Origin of the sequence: Segatella salivae F0493, assembly GCF_000477535.1 — a bacterium.
Taxonomy (GTDB): domain Bacteria; phylum Bacteroidota; class Bacteroidia; order Bacteroidales; family Bacteroidaceae; genus Prevotella; species Prevotella salivae.
The window spans coordinates 32,816-50,193 of the sequence record NZ_AWGW01000006.1 but is presented as its reverse complement, the minus strand read 5'-3'; the positions used below and the strand labels follow the sequence as shown (position 1 = coordinate 50,193).

Below are 17,378 nucleotides of genomic sequence, written 5' to 3'. Positions count from 1 at the left end.
TTGAGTTACGCGCAAGGGGCATACATGCCCCTACCTTATCATGAAGAACATGAAACAAAATCAGAAATAGAAAAAGAGGAAACAAAAAAGGCTGCGACATTTCTGCCACAGCCTTATATAGGGTCAAGAATATAATCTTTTATTCTGTAACGACCTCACGCTCTGTGAAGTCGAGCACATTCTTGCGATTGGCCTGCATGCGCTCATATTCTTCTTTAGAACCTACGACAAGTTTATCCCACTGGCGGAGTCCCGTACCTGCAGGGATTAAGTGACCGCAGATAACGTTCTCTTTCATGCCTTCGAGGCGATCTTGTTTACCACGGATAGCTGCTTCGTTGAGCACCTTCGTAGTTTCCTGGAATGAAGCTGCACTCATGAAGCTCTTTGTTGCAAGGGCTGCACGTGTGATACCTTGGAGAATCTGAGTAGATGTTGCTGCAACAGCATCACGAACCTGCACAGGTTTCAAGTCACGACGCTTCAATGATGAGTTCTCATCACGGAGCTTACGTGCTGAAATGATTTGTCCTGGCTTCAAAACTTCAGAGTCTCCGGCGTCAACGACAACCTTCTTACCCCATATACGGTCGTTTTCTTCAGCGAAATCAAGCTTATCAACCATCTCCTGTTCAAGGAAAGAAGTATCTCCTGGGTCATCAATGCGCACCTTACGCATCATCTGGCGGACGATAATCTCAAAGTGCTTGTCATTGATTTTCACACCTTGGAGACGATAAACGTCCTGTACCTCGTTGACAATATATTCTTGAACGGCCGTTGGACCCTTGATAGCAAGGATGTCACTTGGCGTGATTACACCATCAGAAAGTGGCGTACCAGCGCGTACAGCATCATGTTCTTGTACAAGAATCTGCTTAGACAAAGAGACGAGATATTTCTTTTGGTCACCAGTTTTAGAGGTAACGATGATCTCACGATTACCACGTTTCACCTTACCCATAGTCACCTCACCATCAATTTCAGAAACAACGGCAGGGTTAGATGGGTTGCGTGCTTCAAAGAGCTCGGTCACACGAGGAAGACCACCCGTGATATCTCCAGCACCACCTACGGCACGTGGAATCTTAACGAGGGTTGTACCTGTATTGACTTTTGCACCATCTTCAACAACAACGTGACCGCCTACAGGGAAGTTATAAGTACCAACCACTTCACCATCTGCACCGATAATATCGCAAGTTGGGACTTTAGACTTGTCCTTAGAGTCTGTGATAATCTTCTCAGTAAGACCTGTAGTATCGTCAGTTTCAGCATGGAAGGTAACACCTTCTACAACATCATGGAACTTCAACGTACCTGCATATTCAGACACAATGACTGCATTGAATGGGTCCCACTTAGCAATAAGGTCTCCCGGTTTAACGCGATTACCTTGTTTAAAGTAAAGAGATGAACCATAAGGAACGTTGAGTGTACTGAGCACGATCTCTGTATTAGGATCTACAAAGCGTATTTCGGCCAAACGACTCACTACCATCTGGCAGTCTTTATCATCGTCGTCTTTGAACGGAACCGTACGGAGTTCGTCGAATTCGACCTTAGCTTCGTTCTTCGCTACAATGCTTGCATTGGCTGCAGCATTACCAGCGACACCACCAGCGTGGAATGTTCGAAGAGTCAACTGAGTACCAGGCTCACCAATTGCCTGTGCAGCAATAACGCCGGCAGCCTCACCAAGTTGAACCATACGGGCTGTAGCAAGGTTTCGACCATAACACTTCATACATACGCCATGCTTGCTTTCACAAGTTAATACGGAACGAATCTCGACCATCTCTATAGGAGATTCATCGATAATCTTAGCCTTAGCTTCGTTGATTTCCTCACCTGCTCTGACGATAACTTCACCCGTTGTAGGATGGATTACATCGTGAACAGAGACACGACCAAGGATGCGTTCATAGAGAGAAGAAATGATTTCGTCTCCATTCTTCAATGCACGACATTCAAGACCACGCAGTGTTCCACAATCTTCTTCAGTAATAATGACGTCATGAGAAACGTCAACCAAACGACGTGTAAGATATCCGGCATCGGCTGTTTTCATCGCCGTATCAGCCAAACCCTTACGAGCACCGTGAGAAGAAATAAAGTATTCGAGCACTGACATACCTTCCTTAAAGTTAGAAAGGATAGGGTTCTCAATAATCTGTTGACCTTCAGCACCGGCCTTCTGTGGCTTAGCCATCAGACCACGCATACCAGAAAGCTGTTTGATTTGGTCTTTAGAACCACGCGCACCAGAATCAAGCATCATGTAAACAGCATTGAAGCCTTGGTCAGCATCTGTCATTTGCTTCATCAAGACATTGCCAAGGTCGTTGTTTACGTGGGTCCATGCATCAATAACCTGATTGTAACGCTCGGTATCTGTGATGAATCCCATCTCATAGTTGGCTTTAATCTGATCGACTTCTGCCTGACCCTTTCCAACGATTGCAGCCTTTTCTTCTGGAATAATGATATCATCAAGGTTGAAAGAAAGACCAGCTACATAGGCCATGCGGTATCCCAAGTTCTTGATTCCGTCAAGGAACGAGCAGGCACGAGCCATTCCGACAGCCTTGATTACATCTGAAATAATGCCACGTAAAGTCTTCTTTGAAATAATATCATTGAAATATCCAACTTCATCGGGGATGATTTGATTGACAATAACACGTCCAACCGAAGTTTCAACCATGTGGCGTACAGGATTATCACCTACCAAATCATCAACAACACACTTAATCTTTGCGTGCAAATCACAGCGGCCTTCGTTATGCGCAATAATGGCTTCTTCTGGTCCATAGAATGTCAGTCCTTCGCCCTTTGCACCGGGACGAATCTTTGTGATATAGTAAAGACCAAGTACCATGTCCTGAGAAGGAACGGTAATCGGGGCACCATTGGCAGGATTCAGAATGTTATGACTCTGAAGCATCAGGATTTGTGCTTCGAGAACTGCCTCATTACTCAATGGAAGGTGTACAGCCATCTGGTCACCATCGAAGTCGGCATTGAACGCCGTACATGCCAATGGGTGAAGCTGAATAGCCTTACCTTCAATAAGTTTAGGTTGGAAAGCTTGAATACCAAGACGGTGAAGTGTCGGCGCACGGTTAAGCATGACAGGGTGACCCTTCATGACATTCTCAAGAATATCCCAAATAACAGGCTCACGACGGTCTACTATTTTCTTGGCACTCTTAACTGTTTTGACGATACCGCGCTCGATAAGCTTACGGATTATAAATGGCTTGTAGAGCTCTGCAGCCATGAGTTTTGGCAAACCGCACTCTCCCATCTTCAATTCTGGACCTACAACGATTACTGAACGAGCAGAGTAGTCAACACGTTTACCAAGGAGGTTCTGACGGAAACGTCCCTGCTTACCCTTCAAAGAGTCAGAGAGAGACTTCAAAGGACGATTGCTTTCACTCTTTACTGCAGACGCTTTACGAGAATTATCGAATAGAGAGTCTACAGCTTCTTGCAGCATTCGTTTCTCATTACGCAAGATTACTTCAGGCGCTTTAATCTCCATGAGTCGTTTCAAACGATTATTACGAATGATAACACGACGATAGAGATCGTTCAAGTCTGATGTAGCGAAGCGGCCACCATCTAATGGTACGAGCGGACGAAGCTCTGGTGGGATAACAGGAACTATCTTTAAGATCATCCACTCAGGGCGATTGACACCCTTAGAAGCACGGAAAGCTTCAACCACCTGCAAGCGTTTTAACGCTTCTGTCTTACGCTGCTGACTGCTATCATTATTAGCATGGTCACGCAATTCATAGCTGAGACTATCGAGATCAATATCTGTCAAGAGGTCATAAATAGCCTCTGCACCCATCTTAGCTACGAACTTATTAGGATCTGTATCGTCAAGATAATCGTTGTTTGGGTCAACATAATTATCAAGAATGTCGAAATATTCCTCTTCAGACAAGAGATCCATCTTGTGAGAGCCGTTCATTTCTACACCATCAGCATCCTTCTTACCTTCCATTGCACCAGGCTTGATGACGATATACTTTTCATAATATACGACAGCATCAAGTTTCTTTGTTGGCAATCCAAGTAGATAACCAATCTTATTAGGCAATGAACGGAAGTACCAAATATGTGCAACAGGCACTACAAGTTCTATATGTCCTGAACGTTCACGGCGTACTTTCTTCTCTGTTACTTCTACACCACATCGATCACAGACGATACCTTTATAGCGAATGCGCTTATATTTTCCGCAGGCACATTCATAGTCTCGTGTAGGACCAAAGATGCGCTCGCAGAAAAGACCATCGCGCTCAGGCTTGTATGTACGATAATTTATGGTTTCGGGTTTGGTTACCTCACCATACGAATTCTCCAGGATCTCCTCAGGAGAGGCCAATCCGATGGTAATCTTCGTGAAATTATTCTTTACTTTTGAATCTTTCTTAAAAGCCATATTTATCTTTTAATTAGGGTGTTCACATTAATCGAGTTTGATACTCAGTCCAAGACCACGGAGCTCATGCAGCAATACATTAAGAGACTCTGGGATACCTGGTGTAGGCATTGTGTCTCCTTTGACGATTGCTTCGTAAGCCTTACTGCGCCCTACTGTATCATCTGACTTGATGGTCAGAATCTCTTGGAGCACATGGCTCGCACCAAAGGCCTCGATAGCCCAGACTTCCATTTCTCCAAAACGCTGTCCACCAAACTGTGCTTTACCACCAAGTGGCTGCTGAGTGATAAGAGAGTACGGACCGATTGAACGAGCATGCATCTTATCTTCAACCATGTGTCCTAACTTCAAGAAGTAGGTAACACCCACTGTTGCAGGTTGATCAAACTTCTCACCAGTCTCACCATCATATATATATGTAGAGCAAAGGTTCGGTAAACCTGCTTTATCGGTCCATTCTTTCAAATCATCCAACTTGGCACCATCAAAGATAGGTGTAGCAAACTTACATCCAAGTTTCTGTCCAGCAGCACCGAGAATTGCCTCAAATATCTGTCCAAGGTTCATACGAGAAGGCACACCCATAGGGTTAAGTACCAAGTCAACAGGACGTCCATCTTCAAGGAACGGCATATCTTCTGTACGTACAACCTTTGAAACGATACCCTTATTACCATGTCGACCAGCAAGTTTATCACCTACTTGAATCTTACGTTTCTTAGCAATATAAACCTTTGCCATCTGCAAAATGCCTGATGGGAGTTCATCACCAATAGAGATAGCAAACTTCTTACGCTTCATTTCCGCATCAAGTAACTTGTATTTGCGGATGTAATTCATAATAAGCTTCTGAATAAGTGCATTCGTATGGTCATCATCCGTCCAGTTGTTACTCTGAATTCCATCGAACTCAAGGTTCTTTAATGCAGGAACTGTGAACTTGCTTCCTTTGGTAATAATCTCAGCACCAGTGTAATCTTTCACACCCTGTGATGTCTTACCTTCAGTAAGCGTCATAAGTTTATCAACAAGAATATCTTTCAGATCGTTGTTCTTTGCTTCATATTCTTCGTCAATCTTAGCTAAAAGCACCTTATCTTGCTTCTTAGAATCACGTGTCTTAATAGCACGTGAGAAGAGTTTCTTGTCGATAACGACACCACTCAAAGAAGGATTAGCCTTTAATGAAGAATCTTTCACATCGCCAGCCTTATCTCCAAAGATAGCACGGAGAAGCTTTTCTTCAGGCGAAGGATCACTTTCACCCTTAGGAGAAATCTTTCCTATAAGGATATCACCTGGCTCTACACGCGCACCTACACGGATTACACCATTGTCATCAAGGTCTTTGGTAGCCTCTTCACTAACATTTGGTATATCGGAAGTGAACTCTTCTACACCACGTTTCGTTTCACGTACATCAAGAGAATATTCATCTACATGGACAGATGTGAGTACATCCTCGCGTACCATGCGCTCTGAAATAACGACAGCATCCTCATAGTTGTAACCTTTCCAAGGAATATAAGCTACAAGTAAGTTTCGACCAAGGGCTAATTCTCCATTTTCTGTGGCATAACCTTCAGTCAAAATATCTCCTGCCTTAACACGTTGACCTTTATTACAAATAGGACGAAGGTCTATTGTCATATTCTGATTGGTACGACGGAACTTTGGAATACGGTATTCTTTCAATGCAGGCTCAAAGCTAACAAATTCCTCTTCTTCCGTACGATCATAAAGAATACGGATAGTTGTTGCATCTACATATTCAATAACACCATCACCTTCAGCAGTAACCATCGTACGAGAATCCTCGCAAACTTGCTTCTCAAGACCAGTACCTACAATTGGTGCATCATTATGAATCAATGGAACGGCCTGACGCATCATGTTACAACCCATCAACGCACGGTGACCATCATCATGCTCTAAGAATGGAATCAACGATGCTGAAACTGAAGCTATCTGCTGCGGAGATACATCTACCAAGTCAACCTCATCAGGAGTAACCACTGGATAGTCTGCATCCTGACGACATTTTACAGTTTCTTTAAGGAACTTACCATCGGTAGAGAGTGGTGCATTACCTTGACCAATAATCTTTTCTTCCTCTTCTTCTGCAGTAAGATAGACCACATCCTTATTGTCCATATCGACCTTATGGTCGTGAACTGTGCGATAAGGTGTTACAATAAAACCAAGGTCATTAATCTTTGCATAGATACAAAGTGAAGAAATCAAACCAATGTTAGGACCTTCTGGACTTTCAATTGGACAAAGACGACCATAGTGAGTATAATGAACGTCACGAACTTCAAAACCAGCACGTTCACGTGACAAACCACCAGGACCGAGAGCAGAAAGTCGACGCTTATGAGTTACCTCGGCAAGTGGGTTAGTTTGGTCCATAAACTGACTCAAAGGATTCGTTCCAAAGAATGAGTTTATGACGCTGGAAATTGTCTTTGCATTTATAAGGTCAGTTGGCGTAAACACTTCATTGTCGCGAACATTCATACGTTCACGAATTGTACGACTCATACGAGCAAGTCCAATAGCGAACTGATTAGCTAATTGCTCACCAACAGTACGTACACGACGATTACTCAAGTGGTCAATATCATCAACTGTAACATTAGAATTGACAAGCTGAATGAGATATTTGATAATCGCAATGACATCCTCTTTGGTCAAAACGCGGACATCCATGTCGATATCAAGACCTAACTTTTTATTTATACGATAGCGTCCAACCTCTCCTAAGTCATAACGTTTGTCTGAGAAGAATAGGTTCTGGAATACCTCACGTGCACTGGCATCATCAGCAGGATCTGCATTACGAAGTTGTCGATAAATATAGTTGACCGCTTCTTTTTCTGAATTACTGGGATCCTTTGATAGTGTATTAAAGATAATCGTATACTTATTTGCGGCCTCTGCGTCCTTATGAAGAAGTATGGTTGAAGCACCGCTATCAAGAATCTCACCGATATTATCCTCAGTAAGCTCTGTTTCGCGCTCCATGATTACTTCATTTCGCTCAATAGAAACAACTTCACCCGTATCCTCATCAACGAAATCTTCGTTCCAACTCTTCAATACGCGCGCTGCTAACTTGCGGCCGACAGCAGCCTTCATGTTCTTCTTGTTGACCTTGATTTCCTCTGCAAGATCAAAAATCTGCAGGATATCTTTATCCTGCTCAAAACCCATAGCACGAAGAAGTGTCGTTACAGGTAATTTCTTCTTACGATCAATGTAAGCATACATGACATTGTTGATGTCTGTAGCAAACTCTATCCAAGAACCTTTGAACGGAATAATACGTGCACTATAAAGAACAGTTCCATTCGCATGTACACCTTGTCCGAAGAAAACGCCGGGCGAACGATGTAATTGTGATACAACAACACGTTCAGCACCATTAATAACAAAGGTACCATTAGCAGTCATATAAGGAATTGTCCCCAAGAAAACATCCTGGATAAATGTACCGAAATCCTCATGATCAGGGTCAGTACAATACAGTTTCATCTTAGCCTTTAAAGGTACGCTATATGTCAAACCACGTTCTAAACATTCATCAATGGAATAGCGAGGTGGATCTATATAGTAATCCAAGAACTCAAGAACGAAATTATTACGAGTATCAGTGATTGGGAAATTCTCGGCAAACACTTTGTATAACCCGTCGTTCTTGCGTTCCTCAGGCGGAGTATCCAACTGTAGGAAGTCACGGAAAGACTTCAGCTGCACATCGAGGAAATCTGGATATGGCAGCGGATTATGCACGCTGGCAAAATTTACTCTGTTATCAACAACTTTTGTCATAAATTAAAATTTAATTGGCCCAACTGGGCTAATAAGCTTTATCAGCCTAAGTAGGCTAATTATTTGTAAAAGACACAAAAAGGTTAGGACCAACCTACTTGGAAGATCCTAACCATATTCTAAAGAAATCTGTAATTCTGAATTACTTCAGCTCTACCTTGGCACCAGCTTCTTCGATAACCTTCTTCAGGTTCTCTGCCTCGTCCTTAGCAACACCTTCCTTAATAGTTGAAGGAGCACCATCTACTAAGTCTTTAGCTTCTTTCAAACCAAGACCACAAGCCTCTTTAACAGCCTTAACAACCTGAAGCTTTGTTGCACCTACTTCAGCGAGGACAACGTCAAAAGAAGACTTCTCCTCAGCTGCAGCTGCACCACCAGCAGCAGGACCAGCAGCTACAGCAACAGCTGCAGCAGCAGGCTCAATACCATACTCGTCCTTCAGGACTGTTGCCAACTCATTTACTTCTTTAACAGTAAGATTTACTAATTCTTCTGCAATAGCTTTAATGTCTGCCATTTTATTCTAAAATTTAATTGTTCTTGTTAAAATTATATTACGACTTTATAATTGACATCATCAATTATTTATTCAGGACGCTCACCTAAAGTCTTAAGCACACCATGAATGGTATTTGCGCCTGATTGAAGAGCAGAAACAACGTTCTTTGCAGGAGACTGCAACAGAGAGACAATCTCTGCGATAACTTCGTTCTTGCTCTTGAGAGCTGCAAGTTCTGCAAGTTTATCAGCACCTACATAGATGCTTTCTTCTGCATATGCAGCCTTGAGTGCAGGAATTCCTTCCTTTTCGTATTCCTTTAATAACTTAGCAGGAACATTAGCTGTTGTTGTAAACATAACAGCCGTAGTACCTTTCAATGTACCATATAAAGGTTCAAAATCAATATCCGAAGCCTCGAAAGCCTTGTGAAGAAGCTTATTCTTCACAACAACCATCTTGATTTCATTCTTGAAGCACTTGCGACGAAGCGAACTGGTAGCCTCTGCATTTAATCCAGTAAGATCTACTAGATAAAAATGAGGATACTCTTTTAGCTTCTCACCAAGTTCAACAATAATAGTATCTTTTACTTCTTTCTTCATTATACAAAACTTTTAGAGTTATTCAACTGATTTAGGATCAATTTTGATACCCTTACTCATCGTGCTTGAAATAAAGATACTCTTGATATATGTACCTTTAGCAGCAGCAGGTTTCAACTTAATAACAGTCTGGATAAATTCCTTTGCATTACCAAAAATCTGCTCAGGAGTCATTGAAATCTTACCGATTGAAGTATGGATAATACCAGCTTTATCAACCTTGAAATCAATCTTACCCTGTTTTACTTCTTTTACCGCCTTGGCAACATCCATAGTTACAGTGCCACTCTTAGGATTAGGCATCAATCCGCGAGGACCAAGCACACGACCTAAAGGACCAATCTTACCCATACATGAAGGCATAGTTATGATGACATCAATGTCTGTCCAACCACCTTTGATTTTCTCAACATATTCATCAAGACCAACATAATCAGCACCAGCTTCTTTTGCAGAAGCTTCCTGATCAGGGGTGCAGAGTGCAAGCACTCGAACAGTCTTACCTGTTCCATTTGGCAGTGAAACTACTCCACGAACCATTTGGTTTGCTTTACGTGGATCAACTCCCAGACGTACATCAATATCAAGGGATGCATCAAACTTTGTTGTGGTGATTTCCTTAACAAGTTCTGCAGCCTCTTTCAATGTGTATGCCTTCCCTGCTTCAACCTTATCAGCTACTGATTTTTGATTTTTTGTCAGTTTACTCATTTTCTTAATTGAAGTTTTAAATTATTCACCAGGGAAGTCCCCTTTTACAGTAATACCCATACTACGAGCAGTACCAGCAATCAGCTTCATAGCCGATTCTATTGTAAAGCAGTTGAGGTCATTCATCTTGTCTTCAGCAATAGCCTTAACTTGTTCCCAAGTTACACTAGCTACTTTCTGACGGTTAGGTTGAGCAGAGCCCGTCTTAACCTTGGCAGCCTCTTTCAGCTGAACAGCCGCAGGAGGAGTCTTAATGATGAAGCTAAATGACTTATCTGTATAGTATGTGATAACAACAGGTAGGATTTTACCTGCTTTATCCTGGGTACGGGCGTTGAACTCTTTGCAGAATCCCATAATATTAATACCCTTAGAACCCAACGCTGGGCCTACTGGAGGTGAAGGATTCGCAGCGCCACCCTTAATCTGTAATTTGATTAAACCAGCAACTTCTTTAGCCATTTTTGTTAATATTAAAAATTGATTGTTATAAAAGGAGATAAACTTCCGTAACGAAGATTATCCTTCCTTCTCTACTTGCATAAAACCTAACTCTAACGGAGTTTTACGTCCAAAGATCTTAACCATCACCTTCAGCTTATGCTTCTCAGCATTTATCTCTTCGATAACACCACTGAAACCACTGAATGGTCCATCTATTACCTTTACAGCCTCATCTACAACATAGGGAACATCAACTGAACCTTCTATCTCCGTATTTTCGGCAGTGCCTAACATCCTATTAATCTCTGATTGAAGAACGGGAGAAGGATTATCTAATCCTCCAAGAAAACCTAAACAATTAGGCATAAAACGCAGAGTATGCGCTACATCCCCAACCAAGTTAGCCTCAACAAAAATATAGCCCGGGAGAGATATTTTCTCCTTAACTATTCGTTTGCCATTACGCAAAGAAGCATGCTTCTCCATCGGTATAAGGACCTGAGATACATGTGTGCTAAGCAACTCGTTATGTTTCATCTCGGCATCAATATATTCTTTCAACTTTGCCTCTTTTCCACTAACAGCACGAAGCACATACCATTTATTTTCTGTTTCAGCCATCTCTTGAAGAATTAACGTGGATAAATCGTGCTCATCACGAACTTGAACAGACTGTCCATTCCGAACACTACTAATGCAATGACAAGGGAAGCAGATAATACAATCATTGCACTATGAGTAAGTTCGGCACGTGTTGGCCAAGTAGTTTTATGCGCAAGCTCGTCATAACAAGCTTTACAGTAATTTACTATCTTACTAAACATATTATCTTCTAATTAGCACGGGAAGCAGGGCTCGAACCCACGACCCTCGGTTTTGGAGACCGATGCTCTACCAACTGAGCTATTCCCGTATATAAGTCCCCGCTACGTATATATAACGAGGACTCTATTATATCCTGAGACTTATTTCGAATTACTTGACATCAGGAAGAATTGCAGTAATTTGACCTGAACCCACAGTACGACCACCCTCGCGGATAGCGAAACGTAAGCCTTCATTCAAAGCAACCTTGTAAATAAGTTCTACTTCAATTTCAACATTATCACCAGGCATTACCATCTCAACGCCTTCTGGCAACTTAATTTCACCAGTACAGTCCATTGTACGGAGATAGAACTGAGGACGATACTTGTTACCGAATGGAGTATGACGGCCACCTTCTTCTTTCTTCAATACATAGATAGAAGCCTTGAAGTGATCATGAGGAGTAATAGCACCCGGATGTACAACAACCATACCACGCTTAACTTCAGCCTTGTCAATACCACGAAGCAACAAACCTACGTTATCACCAGCTTGACCTTCAGCAAGATTCTTACGGAACATCTCAACACCTGTGATAACTGATTTCTTATCTTCACCAAGACCAAGAAGCTGAACTTCGTCACCTACTTTACAAACACCAGTTTCAATACGACCTGTAGCTACAGTACCACGACCTGTGATTGAGAATACATCCTCAACTGGCATCAAGAATGGTTTATCAACTTCACGCTCTGGCTCTTGAATCCATTCATCAACAGTATCCATCAACTTCATTACAGAGTCAACCCACTTCTCAACACCATTCAATGCACCAAGTGCAGAACCGCGTACAATTGGAGTATCCTCTTCATAGCCATACTGCTCAAGGATTTCACGAACTTCCATTTCAACAAGATCAAGCATCTCCTCATCATCAACCATGTCGCACTTATTCAAGAAAACAACCAAGCGAGGAACGTTTACCTGACGAGCCAAAAGTACGTGCTCACGTGTCTGAGGCATAGGACCATCAGTAGCAGCAACTACCAAGATAGCACCATCCATCTGAGCAGCACCAGTAACCATGTTCTTTACATAGTCAGCGTGACCCGGGCAGTCTACGTGCGCATAGTGACGTTTTGCTGTTTCATATTCAATATGAGCAGAGTTAATGGTAATACCACGCTCTTTCTCTTCAGGAGCATTGTCAATCTGATCGAAAGACTTAACATCCTCTGAACCGAAGCCCTTCTCATGAAGAACCTTTGAGATTGCAGCAGTAAGAGTTGTCTTACCGTGGTCAACGTGACCGATTGTACCAATGTTTACGTGCGGTTTGGTACGTACGAATTCTTCTTTAGCCATAGCTTTTCTTTTTATTTATATAAATGTATAATCAATAATCTTGTTTTTCCCAGTGTCTATAGAAATAGAAACCGAAAAGAGCTGTAACTGAGAGTTGAACTCAGGACCTCTTCCTTACCAAGGAAGTGCTCTACCACTGAGCTATTACAGCGTCGCAATGAGAGCGGAAAACGGGGCTCAAACCCGCGACCCCCAGCTTGGAAGGCTAGTGCTCTATCAACTGAGCTATTTCCGCAAAAACTCCTTTCGGATGTGGGTGGTGATGGATTCGAACCACCGAAGGCATAGCCAGCAGATTTACAGTCTGCCCCATTTGGCCACTCTGGTAACCACCCTGTTTAAGATATCCTTAGTAGAAGTCTTTTTCAACTTTCCGTTGAGCCTCTTGTCGGATTCGAACCAACGACCCCGAGATTACAAATCACGTGCTCTGGCCAACTGAGCTAAAGAGGCAAATCCATGCAGCCGATACGACTTTACTAGGACGTGTTCTAAAACGGCTGCAAAGATACGATTTATTTTTTAATCACCAAAACTTTTAATCAGTTTTTTCAATGATTGCGGATTTTTTCCTTGAATTTAGTCAACTGCACCTTCATTGAATCTACTGCTTCATCAATTCCTTCCTCAAATGTATCACAGGTCTTTGCAACAAAGAGCTTTTGTCCTGGAACAGAAACCGTAATACTGGCTTCTTTATTGAGAGCGGTGGCAGGTTTGACTACTTTTAACTGCACCTCTACTTTCTGTATATCTTCGTAATTCTTTTCTAACTTGGCGATTTTCTTTTCAATAAACGCCTGTAACTTTTCGGTAGCGTCGAAGTGAATCGACTGAATTTTTAGTTCCATAGTTAACTCCGTTTTTAAGGATTAAGCCCGAGGATGGGCACTATAATATTCGCGTTTAAGCTGCTCAAAAGTTGTATGTGTATAGATTTCTGTCGTTGACAGACTCTCATGACCGAGCAACTTCTTTACACTTTCAATCCCAGCTTTGTTATTAAGCATTGCTGTTGCAAACGTATGTCGCAGCACATGAGGCGTTCTTTTCTTCAGTGTACAAACCTTTGAAAGATTCCTTTTTACGCCTTCCCTCACTTGACTCGAAGTCATTCGTTGCCCTTTTGCTGTAACAAACAAGGCTTCAGACTGCAGATTCACCTCTTTATCACGACACTTCATGTAATCACGAAGCGTCGCCAAGAGTTCCTCTCCAAAGGGAATCACACGCTGTTTATTCCTCTTTCCCGTCACTTTCAACTGTCGATTCGAAAAATCCACCATGCTATCATCCAGCCCTATCAGTTCAGAAAGTCGGATTCCTGTTTCATAGAAAGTCATGATTATCGTGCGATCACGCATATCTTCAAAACTCTCCGTCCAACTTTCTGCATCGAGCAACCTATCCATTTCATTCTCTTTCAAGAACTGAGGCAAAGGTCTACCCTTCTTAGGTCCCGTGACACCATGTACCGGATCTTTATCAACCAACTTCCTTGCAAGAGCAAAACGATAGAAAGATCGCAACGCACTCAACCTCCTATTGATTGAAGTTGCATTATTCCCTTTATCCATCATGCTCTCCATCCAGTCGCGGATAATATCCGAATCAACCGACTTCCAAGAGTGACAACCTTCTAAGTTCCCATAGAATTCCTTAAAAGCCCGTAGGTCTTCTCCGTAATTCTTTATCGTCAAATCTGAGCGATTACGCTCAAACTTCAGATAGTTTAGAAACTCATTAATCATCATAAAAGCGCCGCTGACATATATATTTACGGCAACGAATTTACGGAATTAAATTCAAACTACCAAATTTTTTAACGAGTTTTATTCCTCGTTAGTACGCAGTTTCTGTACATAGACAGCGTGTTCCATCTTGAGTCTCTTCAAAACAGAAGGCTTGTTGTACTGCTGACGAGCACGAAGCTCTTTAACAACACCTGTCTTTTCGAATTTTCTCTTGAACTTTTTCAAAGCTCTTTCGATGTTTTCACCATCTTTTACGGGTACAATAATCATGTTTGTTTGTTTTTATTAAATTGTTTATATGAAACTCATCTTCAAGTGGTTACGCCTTTTTTATAGACAGAATCCACTATTAGCGGGTGCAAAATTACATCTATTTTCCTAAAATTCCAAATAAAATCCCGTTTTTCTTTGAAAGTCAGCGAGTTCTTAACACATACAAACTGCATGCAAAATCCACACTCATCCACAAGTATCCCAATAATTACCATCAACAAATTTGATATAAAACACAACAAAGTTGCACTACAATCACCCCATATTCCAATATAAATCTAATCTCTTCTACAAATCCGACATCACATCATTCGCGTAACCTTTTATTACCGCATGCAATTCGACACATTCTGTTTCCATTGCGTTCATTTTCAAAAGTCACTCATTTTGCGTCATCAGTCCTATCATTTCATTCGGTAATTCAATAGCCTTTACACCATAAAACGGCACAGATTACTAACACGATGATTATCAATAATAATTCATTCTCCCATTCTGCTTACCATAATTCTTCAAAACTTACAACACAATTTCATTAAAAATCAACTACCTTTGCACATATCTTATACATACACTGCTGGTTAGACATGCAACAATCGAAATGAGATAAAGTTGCCTTTTGCCGTAAAAGGAAGACGAAAGCAGTGATTAAATGACACAAAATTCAACTTATGCGCATCATTAAATTTATCAAACAATGGACACTATTATGCTCCATCGTTTTCGGAAGTCTGGTATATTTGCTTTTCACACATATCGAAATATTGACCCCTTTCGGTGATTTCATCGGCCCAAAGCTAGTAATGGTGCTCCCCATCAACATCTTTTTGATGCTCTATGTCACGTTCTGTAAGATTCAAATGAATGACCTTACACCACGCAAATGGCATTTTATTCTGCAAGGAATCCGCACACTTTTAGCTGCATTGAGTGTCTTATCAGCCAATCTTTGCACGAATCCTACCTATAAACTATTATGGGAAGGCGTCTTCATCTGTGCCATCTGCCCTACCGCTGCCGCTGCTCCCGTGATTGTAGATAAGTTGGGTGGCAACATCGCTTCATTGACAGTATATCTCCTTATCGCTAATGGCTTCACATCAATCATTATCCCTTTGTTCTTTCCACTTATGGAAAAGGGAGCTAATATCACTTTTGCCATGGCGGCATGGCTGGTGCTTCAGCGTGTGTTAATGGTGCTTATCATTCCTCTTTGCTTAGCTTTGCTCTCGCGAAAATACCTTCCCAAGTTCGTCACCTGGCTGAAAACGAAACGCAACCTCGCCTTTTATTTATGGAGTTTCAACCTTTCTATCATCATGGGACTTGCCATGCAAAATATCCTTCACGCTCCAGTTTCGGGATGGGTACTAACTGCTTTGTGCATCATTCCGCTGATATTGGCTGTAGTTCAGTTCTCCATTGGCAAACTTGTCGGCCACCATTATGGCGACAGTATAGGCGCAGGACAAGCTTTAGGGCAAAAGAATACCGTCGTAGGAATATGGCTTACGCTCTCATTTCTTAATCCTTATGCAGCTATTGCGCCTTGCGTTTACGTGATTTGGCAGAACATTATCAATGCCGTTCAGCTGTGGTATAAAGATAAATATGGCTATTTGAAGTGGTAATCAGCTAAGAAGTCCATCACAATATGACAAATGTGTCAGTTTAAGACGAATGAAAATTTGGTATAGTTTTTGCGAATATATCGTAAAAGAGTTATTTTATTACATCACAAATCAAATCAAAACAGGTTAGAAAGAAATGGAAATTATCAAGGATAAAAGCTTTGGTGGAGAGCGTCCTCTCTTTGGATTAAAGGATGCAAGCTTAGAGAATATCACAATTACCGATGGTGAATCAGGCATAAAATGTTGTCAGAACATAACTTGTAATGACTCAAAGTTTTATGGGAAATACCCTTGGTGGCATGTCGACGGGAGTGTTATCACGAATTGTTACTTTGCTCCTGAGAGTCGTTCTGCTATCTGGTATAGTGACAATATGACGATGAAAGACTCGGTCATTGATGGTCCAAAGTTCTTTCGTGAGATGCAAAACTTGGAGTTAGAAAACGTAAAAATCAACGACGCCGATGAGACTTTTTGGAAGGTTAACGGCCTAAAGTTGAAGAATGTCACGCTACATGAGGGCACCTATCCATTCATGTTTTCTCGCAATATCTATGTAGACGGCTTGGTAAGTGATGCAAAGTACGTGTTTCAATATTGTAAGAACGTTGAGATTCACCACGCAAAGATCACTACAAAGGATAGTTTCTGGGAGTGTGAGAATGTGATTGTCTACGACTCTGAACTTGATGGAGAATACTTAGCATGGCATTCCAAGAACATAAAGCTTGTGCGTTGTCACATCAGTGGCGAGCAACCGCTTTGCTATCTCGATGGCATCACGCTTGAAGATTGTACCTTTGACGCTGCATGCGACCGCATTTTTGAAGATAGTCACAATATCAATGCCACCATAAAAGGTGCAATCACCGAAGTCAAGAACCCAATTAGCGGACACATTGTGGCTGATGAGATTGGCCAAATCACATATAACGAGTTTGCCAAAGGTAATGATTGTGTGATTGAAACAAGAAAATAAACAAC

14 protein-coding genes and 5 tRNA genes are annotated in these 17,378 nt (G+C 41.8%); 2 read left to right on the top strand and 17 right to left on the bottom strand.

Annotation, left to right across the window (positions count from 1 at the left end; genetic code table 11):
• Nucleotides 1-139: 139 nt before the first annotated feature.
• The 17 genes from rpoC to rpsU all read right to left on the bottom strand — a co-directional run bounded on the left by rpoC (nt 140) and on the right by rpsU (nt 14,757).
• Nucleotides 140-4,462 carry a DNA-directed RNA polymerase subunit beta' gene (rpoC, locus tag HMPREF9145_RS01050; RefSeq protein ID WP_021824540.1) on the bottom strand — a complete coding sequence of 1,441 codons (4,323 nt, stop codon included), beginning with the start codon at nt 4,460-4,462 and terminating at the stop codon, nt 140-142.
• 27 nt (nt 4,463-4,489) lie between these two features.
• Entirely contained in the window at nt 4,490-8,299 is a 3,810-nt protein-coding gene (rpoB, locus tag HMPREF9145_RS01045) for a DNA-directed RNA polymerase subunit beta (protein WP_007134576.1), read from the bottom strand.
• 142 nt (nt 8,300-8,441) lie between these two features.
• Nucleotides 8,442-8,819: a 50S ribosomal protein L7/L12 gene (gene rplL / locus HMPREF9145_RS01040; RefSeq protein WP_004373941.1), complete on the bottom strand. Its 378-nt coding sequence runs from the start codon at nt 8,817-8,819 to the stop codon at nt 8,442-8,444.
• 68 nt (nt 8,820-8,887) lie between these two features.
• Entirely contained in the window at nt 8,888-9,406 is a 519-nt protein-coding gene (rplJ, locus tag HMPREF9145_RS01035) for a 50S ribosomal protein L10 (protein ID WP_021824628.1), read from the bottom strand.
• A gap of 18 nt (nt 9,407-9,424) precedes the next feature.
• Entirely contained in the window at nt 9,425-10,117 is a 693-nt protein-coding gene (gene rplA, locus HMPREF9145_RS01030; protein ID WP_007134578.1) for a 50S ribosomal protein L1, read from the bottom strand.
• 21 nt (nt 10,118-10,138) lie between these two features.
• Nucleotides 10,139-10,579, bottom strand: a complete 441-nt coding sequence (rplK, locus tag HMPREF9145_RS01025; RefSeq protein ID WP_007134579.1) for a 50S ribosomal protein L11 — start codon at nt 10,577-10,579, stop codon at nt 10,139-10,141.
• Nucleotides 10,580-10,636: 57 nt separating this feature from the next.
• Complete coding sequence (gene nusG, locus HMPREF9145_RS01020; RefSeq protein WP_021824559.1) at nt 10,637-11,182, bottom strand: transcription termination/antitermination protein NusG; 546 nt, start codon at nt 11,180-11,182, stop codon at nt 10,637-10,639.
• A gap of 11 nt (nt 11,183-11,193) precedes the next feature.
• On the bottom strand, nt 11,194-11,385 hold the full coding sequence (secE, locus tag HMPREF9145_RS12570; protein WP_081697674.1) for a preprotein translocase subunit SecE: 192 nt from the start codon (nt 11,383-11,385) through the stop codon (nt 11,194-11,196).
• Nucleotides 11,386-11,401: 16 nt separating this feature from the next.
• A tRNA-Trp gene (locus tag HMPREF9145_RS01015) sits at nt 11,402-11,474 on the bottom strand.
• A 62-nt stretch (nt 11,475-11,536) separates the two neighbouring features.
• Nucleotides 11,537-12,733, bottom strand: coding sequence for an elongation factor Tu (gene tuf / locus HMPREF9145_RS01010; RefSeq protein WP_021824579.1), 1,197 nt, complete (start codon nt 12,731-12,733; stop codon nt 11,537-11,539).
• A 79-nt stretch (nt 12,734-12,812) separates the two neighbouring features.
• A tRNA-Thr gene (locus HMPREF9145_RS01005) sits at nt 12,813-12,884 on the bottom strand.
• An 11-nt stretch (nt 12,885-12,895) separates the two neighbouring features.
• Nucleotides 12,896-12,968, bottom strand: a tRNA-Gly gene (locus HMPREF9145_RS01000).
• A gap of 18 nt (nt 12,969-12,986) precedes the next feature.
• Nucleotides 12,987-13,068: transfer RNA gene (locus HMPREF9145_RS00995), tRNA-Tyr, on the bottom strand.
• A gap of 44 nt (nt 13,069-13,112) precedes the next feature.
• Nucleotides 13,113-13,186 (bottom strand) — tRNA-Thr (locus HMPREF9145_RS00990).
• Between the two features lie 98 nt (nt 13,187-13,284).
• On the bottom strand, nt 13,285-13,584 hold the full coding sequence (hpf, locus tag HMPREF9145_RS00985; protein WP_007134583.1) for a ribosome hibernation-promoting factor, HPF/YfiA family: 300 nt from the start codon (nt 13,582-13,584) through the stop codon (nt 13,285-13,287).
• Nucleotides 13,585-13,605: 21 nt separating this feature from the next.
• The gene (xerA, locus tag HMPREF9145_RS00980; protein WP_021824656.1) at nt 13,606-14,487 is read right to left on the bottom strand and encodes a site-specific tyrosine recombinase/integron integrase; all 882 of its coding nucleotides are present in this window, start codon (nt 14,485-14,487) and stop codon (nt 13,606-13,608) included.
• A gap of 78 nt (nt 14,488-14,565) precedes the next feature.
• Nucleotides 14,566-14,757, bottom strand: coding sequence for a 30S ribosomal protein S21 (gene rpsU / locus HMPREF9145_RS00975; RefSeq protein ID WP_007134585.1), 192 nt, complete (start codon nt 14,755-14,757; stop codon nt 14,566-14,568).
• Nucleotides 14,758-15,431: 674 nt separating this feature from the next.
• Between rpsU and HMPREF9145_RS00970 the strand changes: the two genes are divergently transcribed.
• Together HMPREF9145_RS00970 and HMPREF9145_RS00965 are read left to right on the top strand one after the other, a co-directional pair.
• Nucleotides 15,432-16,391, top strand: a complete 960-nt coding sequence (locus HMPREF9145_RS00970; protein ID WP_021824787.1) for a sodium Bile acid symporter family protein — start codon at nt 15,432-15,434, stop codon at nt 16,389-16,391.
• A gap of 136 nt (nt 16,392-16,527) precedes the next feature.
• On the top strand, nt 16,528-17,373 hold the full coding sequence (locus HMPREF9145_RS00965; RefSeq protein WP_021824537.1) for a DUF3737 family protein: 846 nt from the start codon (nt 16,528-16,530) through the stop codon (nt 17,371-17,373).
• Nucleotides 17,374-17,378: the final 5 nt, after the last annotated feature.

Coding starts and splice junctions, on each gene's coding strand:
- rplL (WP_004373941.1), bottom strand. CDS start 8,819: ATGGCAGACATTAAAGCTATTGCAGAAGAATTAGTAAATCTTACTGTT.
- rplJ (WP_021824628.1), bottom strand. CDS start 9,406: ATGAAGAAAGAAGTAAAAGATACTATTATTGTTGAACTTGGTGAGAAG.
- rpoB (WP_007134576.1), bottom strand. CDS start 8,299: ATGACAAAAGTTGTTGATAACAGAGTAAATTTTGCCAGCGTGCATAAT.
- rpoC (WP_021824540.1), bottom strand. CDS start 4,462: ATGGCTTTTAAGAAAGATTCAAAAGTAAAGAATAATTTCACGAAGATT.
- hpf (WP_007134583.1), bottom strand. CDS start 13,584: ATGGAACTAAAAATTCAGTCGATTCACTTCGACGCTACCGAAAAGTTA.
- xerA (WP_021824656.1), bottom strand. CDS start 14,487: ATGATGATTAATGAGTTTCTAAACTATCTGAAGTTTGAGCGTAATCGC.
- rplA (WP_007134578.1), bottom strand. CDS start 10,117: ATGAGTAAACTGACAAAAAATCAAAAATCAGTAGCTGATAAGGTTGAA.
- HMPREF9145_RS00965 (WP_021824537.1), top strand. CDS start 16,528: ATGGAAATTATCAAGGATAAAAGCTTTGGTGGAGAGCGTCCTCTCTTT.
- rplK (WP_007134579.1), bottom strand. CDS start 10,579: ATGGCTAAAGAAGTTGCTGGTTTAATCAAATTACAGATTAAGGGTGGC.
- rpsU (WP_007134585.1), bottom strand. CDS start 14,757: ATGATTATTGTACCCGTAAAAGATGGTGAAAACATCGAAAGAGCTTTG.
- secE (WP_081697674.1), bottom strand. CDS start 11,385: ATGTTTAGTAAGATAGTAAATTACTGTAAAGCTTGTTATGACGAGCTT.
- HMPREF9145_RS00970 (WP_021824787.1), top strand. CDS start 15,432: ATGCGCATCATTAAATTTATCAAACAATGGACACTATTATGCTCCATC.
- nusG (WP_021824559.1), bottom strand. CDS start 11,182: ATGGCTGAAACAGAAAATAAATGGTATGTGCTTCGTGCTGTTAGTGGA.
- tuf (WP_021824579.1), bottom strand. CDS start 12,733: ATGGCTAAAGAAGAATTCGTACGTACCAAACCGCACGTAAACATTGGT.